A 13,275-nucleotide genomic window follows, 5' to 3' on the forward strand; every position below is an offset into this window, starting at 1 on the left:
AACGCTAGTTGCTATAAGTGGTGGAGCTTACAGGATCGTCGAGCCGACACAAAGACAAGGTTATCCCGTATGCCGTATCCCGTATCCTGTATCCCAAATCCCTACCGCCCAAAGCTCATGCTACCTACGGATTCCACTATAAACACAGGCACATATTGCTCGCCCATGTCTGTTCCAACGAGCTCATATCCATTCTGATATTGGCCACTAACTAACGCGTTACCTGTAACGGAACCCACTTCTCCTTGGAGCAAAATATAAATCCCATCCGAGTAAGCAAGACTATTGCCGAAGTTATCTACGATGATCTCACAATGAAAAGTGACCTTTTCAAAAGGATGAGTGGTAAGATCCGCAGCTGAGATTACAGCATACTCCTGAACAATCTCCGCGAATTGATAGCTGCCGTCTACTTTACGGTAAAGTGCCGTTTGCCCGTCAACACCGTCTCCAAGATCCGCATTAGGCACGAGAATAGAGTCATCGGACTGCAGTTCATAACTATCGCCAGCTAAAGAAAATAACTGTGAAATACCATTTGATTTCATCTCATACGCTGTGAAAAGGGTGCGTCCACCTTCAACCTCAGATTGGGCTAAAACCACAGGTACACCTGAAGAGGTTGCCAACTGTTCATTAAAAGTAAGACTGCGCAGACTCTCGAAGCGTGGCAAGCTGTTTCCGGTTAATGTGACCACATTGTCGTCGTTATTCATCGCGGCATAATAGAGCACGCTACTATTATCCGTCCCGGCAACGATCACTTTTGTGCCCAATAGTCCTTTGCGGGAGATGACGTTGTTGTATTTGTCTTGCTCTTCACCGCCAGGAAGGAGGCGAACAGGCTCTGCGATATTCCAAGCCAGCCTAGTAGCGGCAATGTTTGTCGAAGTATCTTCTAGCGGGGCAAGATCTCCGTATAATTGTATCGCTTCAGCATATTGACCTTTAGTTGTCAGACGTTTGGCGTTTTTTAGTAGCTTAGCCTTACTAGTATCGATCAAAGTCAGCACCTTGGATGACGTGATGCCTGCCGATCCTGCAAAATTACGATAAGCTACAGCATGCCCAGCAAAAGCTGTGATATTGTCACCTTCAAGATCTTTGTTCAGGATGATCTTCCCGCTGCTTTCTGCTTGTTGAAGTACCCAAGGAGCTTCGTAATTATGCTGGCTATAAGCACTCAACAGGGACAGGGTGCTTTCCAGCATGCCGGTAAAGTTTCCTGCTCCTGCTAAGGATTTTAATATAGCTGTGTCATGGCTTTTAAACTTTGAGGCTAGTAAATCCTCTTTGGAAGCTGCACTTCCATAATAAGCATCAGGAATCTGCAAAAGATTCCATTTGAAGTTCTCTTCATTACTCACCCCTCCGCTCTGGTTCTGGGCAAGATCGGCAAGGAACTGCTCCTTAAACTGACGGAAATAAGAGGTGAACTGGTCTGAAATGCCTGAGGCCGACGATAACTGGCGATAATAGGATTCATAGGGACCGCCTGGCTTCATATATGTAGCTTTTAAACTGAGCAGAGCTTGATAGCTTTTCATAAATCCGGCAAAATCCTTAGTCGCTGCTTCCTCCTTAGTAGAGGCTACCAAATCATTCAGAACTTTGCGGATGTCTGTGATTGGAGCTAATTCATCCAGACGTTTTGCGACTCTTTCTTCCTGGTAATCAATGGAATAGTTGGCCGCTGCTTGACGGTACTGATCCTCTGCATTAATCAGATCCCCGGCAGCGTAGAGACGGTCGGCTTCTTTGGTGATTTGTATTTTATCTGCGATGAGAAAAACCTTCTGTCCAAGCAGCACAAGCATGCATATACACAAAATGATCATAAAGTTTCGCAGGGTTATTAATTGTTTGAACGTCATATAGAGTAGCCTCTTTTTTCAAAATATAAGAAAGCCTAAGAAAGTATAAGTTTTACGGTATACATCATCCTTATATTTCTTTGAGAAACGGTTGGTTGTCATCAATAAGGATGTTTGCTTTATATTGGTTCACCTTAGCTTTCAGGTCTATTGGACCTCCGGGTCCCAGCGATATTTGGCTTCACGAATGTCAGCTACCCTGAGGTCTAAGCCGTTCCAAGGTTCATGGGGATTCGCAGCAATGAGTTTGGACAACCGCATAAAACGGTCCTTGGGCAGATCTTGCACGTATCGGCCAATCATATTGGAGTAGAGCAGGGCATAACGCTTCATTCTTACCGCCGCTCCTGCAACGCTCGTAAGGATGGTTAAGCCGTTAGCCATCTGGCGAATCTCCACTTCATAGTTCTTCACGTAGCGTAGTGTACGATCCTTAATGAGATCGGGACGGACTTTAGCGATCTCGCCGATATATTCGGCTAGCAGTGGTTCGAAGTCTTTTAGAAGAAGCTGCTCCAGTTCTAGATCCATATCCTTGCGGAGTAAAAATCCATGCAGCAAAGCCACTCGCTGCCGCGCGATCCGGTCGCCGCGAAGCAGGATGGAGAGCTCGCGCAGCTTCTCATAGGCAAGAACATCATCCTCACGGAGTACGGAGACAGCTTCCTGACGGTTGACCTCCAGCCCTTCCTTGATGATGCCGATCCCACGACCAAGCAGCTCATTGAGAGAACGAAGATTCTCGTTCTGCCTTACTTTTCGCTGCGTATAGTACAATAGTCCAGCAAGCACAAGACCCCCGGCACCACACAATATCATTTGTTGGATGCTATTTCCAAAATAGACAGAGGCTAGTGTGAGCAGTAAGATGAATAGTAGGCGGGTATGCATCTTCCGTCTGGCTAGTGATGCTGCGTGCTGCTCTACAGCAATAAGTGAGGCTCTGCCACATTTTCTACAGCGGTCTTCGCCAAGAGCGGTATACCGCCCGCAGTGGCGACAGATGCGCAGCTTGTCATAAGCGTAACGAGGTGCCTTGAAGGGCCGGAAGGTAACGGGTCTTTTCTTATTCACGGCCTTTATCGCCTCCGTTCAAAGCGGCTAGCAGTCGATCGTTAATATCATCACGTGTCAGTGGTTTGCGCTGATGTGCGGCATAAATGGAAATCTGAATTACGGCAATTAGGAACGTAATCCCAAGAATGACGTATGAAATCATGGAACAATCCTTTCTCATGGACGCTCTGCAGTCCAGATGGCTTTTAGAATGATAATCTTCTATGCATCAATGCACTGGGTCCGGCGGTCCTAAAGTTGAAGTTTACAAGGTTTAATTATATCATAATGGCATGCTATTTACAGATTTTAGCGATAGTGCTGAACCTGTCATATGTGCCTAATATAACACAAGAGGAGCCCTATTTATGCTTCGTAAATATCAAAGTATTAGAACAACCAAGACTCTCTTTCTACGTATCTTTCCGGCATTGCTCCTGGCTCTTTGTCTAGCTGCCTCGCCTTTTGCAGCTGTTAAGGCCTATGCGGCAACGTCGGCGCAATCTCACATTGACGCTGTGCTTCTTATTGATGTCAGCAACTCCATGAAGACTAGTGACAAGAACAAAATCGCCAACGAAGCGATGAAAATGTTCATAGATATGTTATCCACCCAAGGTGATAAAGTAGGTATTGTTGCCTATACCGACAAGGTGCAACGGGAAAAGGCCCTGCTGCAAATTAGCTCGGAGAGCGATAAGCAGGATTTGAAGGATTTTATTGATGGTTTGGACCGAGGAGCTTACACCGATATCGCTATTGGCGTAGAGGAAGCTGTAAAGGTTCTGCAGAATGGAAGTGACCCTTCCCATGAGCCTATCATTGTAATGCTCGCTGACGGCAATAACGATTTCAACAAAGCGACAGGCCGGACGCAAAGTGAATCAGATAAAGAGCTGAAGGCGGCCGTAGAGGTTGCTAAAAAGAATGGCTATCCCATCTATACCATTGGACTTAATGCAGATGGCAAGCTGAATAAACAAAGCCTCGCCGACCTGTCCAATGAGACGGGTGGTAAAGCATTTTCGACGGACTCAGCAGACGATCTGCCGCAAATCCTGAGTGAGATTTTTGCCAGCCATTTGAAGCTGAAGGTAGTGCCTGTGCAGTCGATTACTGCAAATGGCGATTATCAGGACGTGACCGTCAACGTGCCTAACGGCAGTGTTTTGGAAGCCAATATCTCAATTATGTCTTCACAGCCTGTGACAGCGAAATTAACGGACCCGTCAGGTAAAGAAGTTGCGATCCCCTCAAACAATGTCCTGCTGTCCAAGTCTTCTACTTATAGCTTGATTAAGCTACTGTCACCGCAGGAAGGAGATTGGAAACTTCAGGTTAAAGGTGTGCCAAAGGATAAGATTGATATTAATCTAGTCTTTAACTATGACCTGGAGCTTAAGATCGATGCGCTGCCATCAGCAACCTATAAAAAGGGTGATAAAATCGACATCACCTCGCATCTGTTCAGCAACGGTACTCAGGTAACACTCAGTAATTTGTATCAAGATATGAAGGCGGTACTGCTTGCTACAGATATTGATACAGGTGATGTGCAAGAAATCGAACTGGATAACTCCGGAGCTGTCTTCAAGGGTACATTTGAGGTAAAAGAAAGCCATAACTACGAGTTGAAGGTACGGGCAGAGGAAAGCAGCTTTTATCGGGAAAGTGCACCTGTCCAGATCAGCGCGAAGACAGGCGGAGCAGCAACAACAGCACCTTCTACAGGGACTGGTAACGAAGAACCCCTGAAGGAAGCCTCATCCAAAACCCTGTATTACATTATAGGGGGCATTCTTTTAGTACTGGCAGCGGGTGCAGCATGGTATGTGCTGAATAAGAAATCGGCACGTGGTTTTGTTGGACAGCTGGTAGTAGAGGTTAAAGACAGCAATACGGGTGAGAAGACCTACCCACAATATAAGAAGCTTGCAGGCTTCAAGGGCAAGTTCACCCTTCATCAGCTGCTGCAATTGGCGCCTGAACTGAAGGAGAGCGAAACTGTTATTTTCACACCGGCTAAGAATGACCGATTGCTGTTACGCAGCGGAGAAGGTGTTACTGTGGAGAGATCCGGACGTGCTGCGGATGCTTCGCGTGGTCTTGAACTGAAGAGTGGGGACCGCGTTTCAGTATCTCTACAGACGGTAGATAAGACGATTTATCTGGAATATTTAGTATAGTAGGCAATGGCAATGTATGCCGCAGAAACAGTTTTGCTGCAAGATATCTGAAGTACAGCTTCCGCAAAACTTTTAGGAGGATAAGCATATGAAACCAGTAGTAAGAGAGCATATACAGCAATTGGATGTATCACTAGGCGGCGGGATTGTCAGCGATAAGATCAGGGTGGATACGATTGATAATCCGATCCTGATCATTGGACTAGGCGGCACGGGCATTGATGCTCTGCTGCGTCTTAAATATCAGATTAACCGCCGCTTTAAGCTGCCGGAGGATCCGATATCCAAGAAGAAACGGGACAAGCCGGATAATGTGGAATTTCTAGCTTTTGAGACGAATGAACAGGATCGTGGAAAAAAATACAAAGGCATTGGGCTGGACCCGCAAAATGAATTTGTACTGTTGGCGAATGCCGAAATCGGTGGATTGTTGCAGAACCGCAGTATCCTCGATTCCTATATTACGGATTGGCTGTCACCTGAGCTGAGTATTACAGATGGTATGAATGGTGCTGCTGGTGTGCGGCAGGCTGGACGTCTGCTTTTGTTCACCAAGATTAATCAGGTTGTAGGAGCGATTGATAAGAAGATCAAGACGTTATCCGTAGGCACTAACAAAAAGCTGATGGTCTTTCTGCTGACAGGTCTGTCGGGCGGTACAGGCAGTGGGGCTTTCTTGGATATTGCCTATATCGTACGCGGTATTATTGAACGTGACTACGGATCAGCCGGTATTGACCGTGTGAACACACTGGGTTATCTCTTTACACCTGACGTGAACCTGTCTAATAAAAGTCTAAGCGAGCACACGCGTGAATATATTCGCAAGAACGGTTATGCAGCGCTAAAAGAGCTGGATTACTGGATGAATGTGGACAGTCGTGGTGAGCGGTTCCAGCAGCAATACGGTAATATTTTGACGGTAAATTCACCGCTGCCTCCATTTAATCTATGTCATTTGATCTCTGCAACGAATACCGAGGGTAAGCTGCTGGAGAATGCGTACGATTACTGTATGAACGTAACGGCGGAGAACATCACGAACTTTATGGCGAGTGAAGAAAAACAGTCTGGTGAAGAATTCGCCATCCATGACTATATCAGTAATATCCGCACCAACATTGCGCAGATGAACAAGACCTACCCAGCTAACTATGAATACAACATTATCGGTGCCTCGTCCGCTGTGCTTCCGATTGAGGAAATGACGACTTACCTGGCTTTCCGCTTGTTTGATAAAATGGAAAAAATGTTCCAGCAGGCGCCAGGTCAAGAGGATGTAGAGAAATTCGCACGTAAGCTTGGAATTGATCTCGACAGTATGATCAAGACGTTTGAATCCCGTGTGCCTGAGCCGTTGCCAGGCTACGAGAACAGCGAACGCTTGAGCCATGCCAATGTTGTTAAGAATCAAGTGGTAAGCATGGATACAGAGCTGGAGCAGAACTTCCTGGCTCGTGCCCGTGAAGAATATATCAAATCGAAAAAGCAGCTGCCTGGCGAAATTGTGGGACGTTTCAGTGAAGAGCTGGAGCGCATCTTCCTGCATCCAGAGCAAGGGCCGTTCTACGTTTCCCGCTTGCTGTATACCGAGAAGGGCTTCTGTATTTTGAAGCTGATTCAGTCTTATATTGAGGCTTTACGTGAAAGCTTGTTGCGTTTGCCACGTGATATTGAGACAGCGCAGGACAGTGCGGATGAGAAGCTGAGCGATGCCCGCAGTGCTTTTGTCTCCAAAGAGAAGAAGAAAAATGCCTATATTGAGGCTAAAATCAATGAGTATTGGCTGCACGCCGATGTAGAACGCACTGAGCAAATGATTCAATTTTACGAGGACTTATATGAGCTCTTAAACGATGAGAACAGCCGGATTTACGGTGTGTTTACAGAGATTCTTAGTGCGCTTAGCTCGATTTTTGCCAAGAACGGGGACATCCTTATCAATGGCGAAGAGCAGGCAGACTATAAAGGAAACAAAACTTATTATTGGAACATTGTGAACGTGCCGGATATTTCGGCGACCATCTCCAAGATCATGGATCAGAAGGACGGCGACGACCTGATTCGTGACTTCACCCGTGAAATGCTGAAGCATTCCGGACGTTGGGTCAAAGAGCAGGAGATTGATATCGTTCGCTCAATTTCGGAATTCCTTAGCGATAAGTTTGGGGATCTGATTACCCGTTCGATGGAGGATTTCCTTGTGATGAAATTCGGCCATGAAGAGCCGCTGGATAAATTCGTTGAGCGGATTATTGCCGGTAAATTGGACGAAGAGGCTGTGCCTACCTTCCACCTTAGCAATAGCTCGGGTAGCTTACATTTCCCATCATGGGGTTTCGTTTCCGTGCCTGTTAAAGCGCCGGGTATCCTAAAAGGGATTCGTAATTATCAGAATAATGCGCTTGGCAAATCGCAATTTACGATCAAGGAAAGCCAAGTGAAAAATCGTATTTTCTGGCTTAATACACGTAATGGTGTGCCACTTTTCGTATACACGCCGCTGCGGGTGTTTGAAGAGAACTATGAGCGGACCATTCTCGACAAGGAAGGGATCGGCCGCCATCTCGTGATGACGGATAAGAACAACTGGACGTACCTGCCTTCTCCGATTCCAGAAAAATCATGGGGCGACACTTACGTCAATTCTCGTGTACGTGATTATAACGCTAGAGTGCGTGCAGACTTTGCAAAAGCGCTGGCAAGTGGAGTCATTATTGAAAAAGGTGTAGATGAGAACACAAGTAACAGATATTCTGTTGTGTTCACCAAACCTTTTGAGCTGGACGCCATTTTGAACGGTTTCGATATGCAGCTGCAATCCACACGCCCAAATCTCGGTGAAGTGAAGAAGGCGGTTGATGAGCTGAAGAGCCTGCGTGAGAAGGGCTTGGAGCGGGAAGGCATTAAAGATATCTTTGGCAGCATCAACAAGGACATGGCGCAGGAGAATCTCATTCGTTCACCGCAGCTGATTTCACGTGTTCGTGTGGAGCTGGCTAAATATGCTGAACTGACTGCCAAAGCAGCTGAGCTTGAAGGTGTGCTTCATCAATATCTGGACGAAGATAAGTGGATGGATCAGTTCATTGAAGCTTTGTATACGGACAGCATTATCAAAAAAGGCGCACTCTACGTTTATGACCGTGATGAAGAAGAGGACGCTTGGGAGCCGTTTGCTAATTTGATGAAAGAGCGCAGCTACGTAGAGTATGCCGTGTATCGGCACTTCCGGGAGCTGGATGAGAAGAGCCGCAGCGTACTGCTGCGTAAGGCAGCACGTCGTGCAGGTGAAATGACTGCCGCTGAAGACGTTACCCCGCTGCTCTATAAGCTGGAAGGACTGTATGTATCATTCCTGGAAGCACGCGATAGCTTGGAGTACGAACGGGTAGAGTATGAGAGCGGCGATGAGATGTACGGATTCTACAAGAGCATGACTAGCAAGCTCGGCAGTATCCGCAGAAAGTTGAAATAGGCCTATGATCAAAACACAGGCATTATCTTATGGTGAACAATATGCGGTACAGGAAGAGGCACAGCGCAGCAAAGGGGATGGACGCAGCAGCATCCATTACCCTGCCCTGTTTCTGTTCGTAGGCGACAAGGTTGCTCCGGCCATCGGTCCGGTGCTGGATAGCTGCGAACGAAAATGGGATAACGCCGGCGGTGTTATGGCATTACATGCTGTGTCAGGTGCGGCAAAAGAGGGAATAGACGGAAGTATAAGTGGATCTGTTGCGGGAGGAAAAGACCGGGTGCTGGCCATGGCCTTGCCGGAAACGGCAGGGTCAGATCCACGCACTGTGCGCCATGAACTTTACCGCAAGTTTCATGAGGATACACGTTATCTTGCTGAAATGAATAAAGTTATCCGGCGGCTGAGCAACAGTATAGCGGATTATGGACGTCTATATTCATCTTTTGACGTCATCCATCTCTCTATCATTACGCGGGTTGATGATCCGCTTAATGTATTGCTGCCGGAAATTACACTGCTGGCTCGTGCTGTACTCGGCCAGTCCTTTAAGTCCGTACAGACAGATCTCTACGCTCTGATCAATGAGCGGGAGCAAGGGGATAATTTTGGATATTCCAGCTCAGTAGGGCTGGCTTTTCTGCGTGAATTGGACAGAATGCAAGCTACGGACTATAAGTTTAATGCGCCGCTACTTGTGACGGAAGACGGTTTGTCGATTCCAGTTGCCCATGGTCCTTCCGCATTATTTGATCTTGTGTATCTGCTCTCCGATAAGAATGAGCGCGGTATGATGTCTGCACACGGTATGGATGACAACTACGAGATTATTTCTCATATTAGTCTGCTCAAAAATCGGGTCCGCTCGGCTTCTGATCAGGCTACTGGTCATGGCGGATATAACAATATGACCTTTAAAAGCGGCATCAGGGGCAGCACTGGAAGACAAGGCTACGCCTCTGCTGGCTTTTCCGGGGTAAGAAGACCTAATGTTCAAATTGCTTTGGCGGTGCTGTATCATGCGTTCCGGCGGCTTGTCTCCGATATGCGTGAGGGCAGTTCGTGGACTATACGTGAACGGCAGGCGTTGTTAGGGCTGGACCCTGACAGCTTGCGGGAACACGCGGTACACCTACTTCCGGAGAAAGACGGCCTGAATGAAATGACGGGGTTAATGAGTCACGGACGCCCTACCTATAATGAACTGAAGCAGCTGTCACTTCGTGAAGCTGAACGGCAGTTGTTCGGTGACGGGGGCGAAGCTTATTTCCGCAATAACTTTGTGGCAGAGTCAAACCGGAGAGTAGAGGGAATGAATCCATTACGCCAATGGCGCACTATGCTGGCGGCACAGGAAACATCTACGCCAGCGGTAAGCTTTTATCAGCTTGCGGAGTGGACGGCAGATCGTGATGAAGCCGGAAGTGTGCTCCATCTTTTACGTCAGCATATGGCAGGCCTGCGTTCCGCGATTCTCTCCATGCAGGAGGAGCTTGAGGACCTTTACGCAGAAAGCGTGGAGCGCCAGCCGTTCCAGCGTGTGCCGCTTTTTGATAAAAGAACAGTACGTAACTTCATTCATTATTTATTCTCAGCCGTATATGGCAAAAAATATGAACTATTGGGCCTAGAAAGTGAGCTTGCCCTATGCAGTCGTTTGGAATCTGCACTTGAGCAGCTTCATATGGAAAGTATGGCCCGTGTGAAAGCTATGGAGACTTTGGAGGAAGAATTGCGTATTACTGTTATGGACAGCATTGGGCGAACAAACGAAACAACGGGCCAGAACGTAATGGAATACTACCGCGTAGTCACAGAAGAAGTGATGAAGGATATCGAAACCCGGCGTGGACCTGGAATATTCTTCAGTGAGAAGTACATGGGTAGTATCTCCAAGCTCTTAGAACAAGGGAAAGAAGCTGTGATTGAGCGTTTGATTGATATTTGCCGCCGGGAGCTGCTGACAGCAGAACCTTTCAATTTATCTTTTGAGGAAGAGCTTCTGCGGCGTGCAAATGTTGCGGCAGCCTATGAGAATCGTCAGGTTCTATCGAGGGAAGAGCTGTTCAAGCGCTTGTATCATAATTTAGAAGAGGGCGCGGCTATTAATGTTCGGCTATTCGAATATACGCAAGAGCATCGTCATGAGGAGAAATATTTCTTCGGAGACAGTTCATCAGAATTCCTACGCTACGCATTTGGAGTGGATGAGACAACCCGGATTTACCGGTTAGGATTCGTGCATGAGCAGCGGAGGAGCGGAGTGGAGAAGCTAAACCTGATGGGCGGCTTTCATTTAGAAGACCTGCTCTATTATCGCAACGGTAAGGTCTATTATGAGACTTATGCTCAGAATGGCTATCAGCTCCATGGGCTGAGTGAAGATCAGCTTCCTGAGATGCGCTGATGGCGTAATAGTTAGGCCCCCTCACTTTGAGTCCCTTTATTGCCTTTGTGCAATAGAGTCATCGGATATAACGCTTAATTAGAGTTCCGGGATAGGGACATTTCTCCTTATTTCCAATGCACACTATGCAATAGAATAGAAATAGTTGTTCCTCCTACTCCATTCTATTGCACAAAGTGCAATCTGGGGGATGATATCACATCCGGGTAGCCCGTTTATCGGGCAGCATAACCCCCGGATTGTTTAAAGGATAAGAGTACAATTCAGATTTTACCCGGAAAGGAAGTATAACGATGCAGAGAAAAATCAATCTGCTGCTGCTCTTCTTCAGTCTGATCGGCGGCGGGGTCGCCTTTCTTTTTGGCGAATGGCTGCTAAGCTGGTATAACGATCTGCCTTCCATCCTGCTTGTGGGTATTTATTTTGCCATTGTGGCGCTGGGAGTCGGTGTAGGCTGCCTGCTTGCAGAGATGATCTCGCCACGGCTGAACGGAGCTTCATGGAAACAACGCTACCTGGGGTTATCGTGGAAGCTGCTGCCTCTGATGATTGTCCTTGCACTTGGAGTTGGAGCCTTAACGGAGTTCGTTTATGAACTGAATTTTGGCGGTGCCAGACCGGTTAAGAATGTGGTGATGGCTATCGATGACTCAGGCAGTATGACGCAGAGTGATCCCGATAATAGCCGGTATTCCGCAGCAAAAGCGTTAATTACAAAAATGGACACTGACAATAAGGTAGCCGTGGTGACCTTTAACAACGAAGCTGTAGTTGTCCAACCTTTAACGCCACTTTCAAATTCGGAGAATCGTGAGAAGGTGCTGACTGCAATCGATAATCTGCAGCCAACCGAAGGCGGCACGAATATTAGCGGTGCGGTCTCGGAGGCACTCAAGGAGATTGACAGTGACGGCAAAAAAGACCAAGGAGCCATGGTCATCTTGTTGTCTGACGGAGTGAGTAATTTCGATACCACAAGAGAGTTGCAGGCTTATGTAGAGCGCGGCATTGCCGTGAATACCATTGGTCTGGGCTTGAATGATCCAGCAGGCACTCAGCTGTTGCAGGATATTGCGAGAGTGACAGGCGGACACTATTATGATGTCAAGGATTCAGCCCTACTGGGCGATGTGTTTCAGCAGATCTATGACCGTCTGGGAGATCGGACGCTGCTAACTGAGCGCAGTGATTCAACGGCAGACAGTCCTTATTATGCTGCGGTTCGTATTTTGTCACTGATGTTGATGGGAGCTGCGCTTGGATTAGGTCTGGGAATTATGTTTGATAACCGTCATTTGGCTAAAAGCTTTGGGATTGGCGGCGTAATATCAGGCTTGTTCGCAGGACTGATTCTGGAATTTGGACTTAGCGGTGACTCCTTTACAGATAGTCTTATTCGTCTTCTGGCTGTTCTTATATTAGCTGCTATTATTGCATTATTTACAGGCGTCATTCCGGTAGGAGAAGGACGTATTTATCGAAATAGAAGAAACAATAACGCAGCGCCTGCACCAGCATCGGATAACTTTCCGGGTCGGCGCAGAAGCCGGAACAGCAAAGGATTCTAGTGTAGCGGAAAGGGGTTTACAGTAATGAGGTACGCCGAGGTTAATGCTTCCGCTCCGGGAATAACGGATGTGACATCCCAAGTGGATGACCGATTCTGTACGCTGAGATGGCGCTGGCCGGACGGCGTGCAGGCGGTGTACATCCACAAAACCTCCGCAGAAGCGGCTGACATGGGAACCGGAGATGATCCGCCGATCGGGATGAAGCTCTACACTCGTGAGGAATACAAATCTAACAATGGTTATCGTGATCGATTGGATGAGATCGGATTGATATCCTATACGATATTTGCTCGTCTTGCTGAGAACGGTGAGACTGCCCTAGTGAGGCAAAATGATGGTGTGAACCGGGTGATGGTCAGTGCAGGCAAAGCCCGGATCTATTATTCCATTCAACAAAAAAAGGCCTTATTCGGAAAACAAAAGACCGTACATATGGCGATTACGGCAGAAGTGCCCGTGGCACGGGATGTCCTCTGTTATGTCAAGAAACGTGGAGGGCATCCGGCAGGGAAAGAGGATGGTATTCTCTTTCCCTTCGTCCAGGATTTCGCTCCTGGACGCAATGTACTTCCGCCGATTGAAATCGGTAAGGATGATTTTGTACGCATCTTTTTCACCGATGGCAAGAAATATGGGCTTTATTACGAATTGGTACCGGAGTGAGACTCGGTCTACACGTACAAGCGGGTGATGAGCAGTGGCG

At 47.4% G+C, this 13,275-nt stretch carries 8 protein-coding genes; 5 read left to right on the plus strand and 3 right to left on the minus strand.

The genetic code is table 11. The annotated features are described in order from the left end of the window. Nucleotides 1-101: 101 nt before the first annotated feature. The 3 genes from NSQ55_RS04670 to NSQ55_RS04680 all read right to left on the minus strand — a co-directional run bounded on the left by NSQ55_RS04670 (nucleotide 102) and on the right by NSQ55_RS04680 (nucleotide 3,093). A complete protein-coding gene (locus NSQ55_RS04670; RefSeq protein ID WP_076302825.1) occupies nucleotides 102-1,874 on the minus strand; it encodes a hypothetical protein in 1,773 nt (590 codons plus the stop codon). 147 nt (nucleotides 1,875-2,021) lie between these two features. Further along, nucleotides 2,022-2,948 (minus strand): hypothetical protein, encoded by a 927-nt coding sequence (locus tag NSQ55_RS04675; RefSeq protein WP_076185015.1) that lies wholly within the window; start codon nucleotides 2,946-2,948, stop codon nucleotides 2,022-2,024. Further along, entirely contained in the window at nucleotides 2,941-3,093 is a 153-nt protein-coding gene (locus NSQ55_RS04680) for a hypothetical protein (RefSeq protein ID WP_155986556.1), read from the minus strand. The genes NSQ55_RS04675 and NSQ55_RS04680 overlap by 8 nt, the downstream gene beginning before the upstream one ends. 205 nt (nucleotides 3,094-3,298) lie before the next feature. On the opposite strand from NSQ55_RS04680, the gene NSQ55_RS04685 reads away from it, so the two are divergent. From NSQ55_RS04685 to NSQ55_RS04705, 5 genes are all read left to right on the plus strand, one after another. Further along, nucleotides 3,299-5,116: a vWA domain-containing protein gene (locus tag NSQ55_RS04685; protein WP_076185016.1), complete on the plus strand. Its 1,818-nt coding sequence runs from the start codon at nucleotides 3,299-3,301 to the stop codon at nucleotides 5,114-5,116. Between the two features lie 88 nt (nucleotides 5,117-5,204). Beyond that, nucleotides 5,205-8,594: a tubulin-like doman-containing protein gene (locus tag NSQ55_RS04690; RefSeq protein ID WP_339171600.1), complete on the plus strand. Its 3,390-nt coding sequence runs from the start codon at nucleotides 5,205-5,207 to the stop codon at nucleotides 8,592-8,594. 4 nt (nucleotides 8,595-8,598) lie between these two features. Next, a complete protein-coding gene (locus NSQ55_RS04695) occupies nucleotides 8,599-11,001 on the plus strand; it encodes a transcription initiation factor TFIID (RefSeq protein ID WP_081394015.1) in 2,403 nt (800 codons plus the stop codon). Between the two features lie 293 nt (nucleotides 11,002-11,294). Then, nucleotides 11,295-12,569, plus strand: coding sequence for a VWA domain-containing protein (locus NSQ55_RS04700; RefSeq protein ID WP_076129588.1), 1,275 nt, complete (start codon nucleotides 11,295-11,297; stop codon nucleotides 12,567-12,569). 24 nt (nucleotides 12,570-12,593) lie between these two features. After that, complete coding sequence (locus tag NSQ55_RS04705) at nucleotides 12,594-13,235, plus strand: beta-mannanase (protein WP_076099551.1); 642 nt, start codon at nucleotides 12,594-12,596, stop codon at nucleotides 13,233-13,235. Nucleotides 13,236-13,275: the final 40 nt, after the last annotated feature.

Origin of the sequence: Paenibacillus sp. FSL H7-0943, from assembly GCF_037963265.1 — a bacterium.
GTDB classification, from domain to species: Bacteria; Bacillota; Bacilli; order Paenibacillales; family Paenibacillaceae; genus Paenibacillus_AQ; species Paenibacillus_AQ odorifer.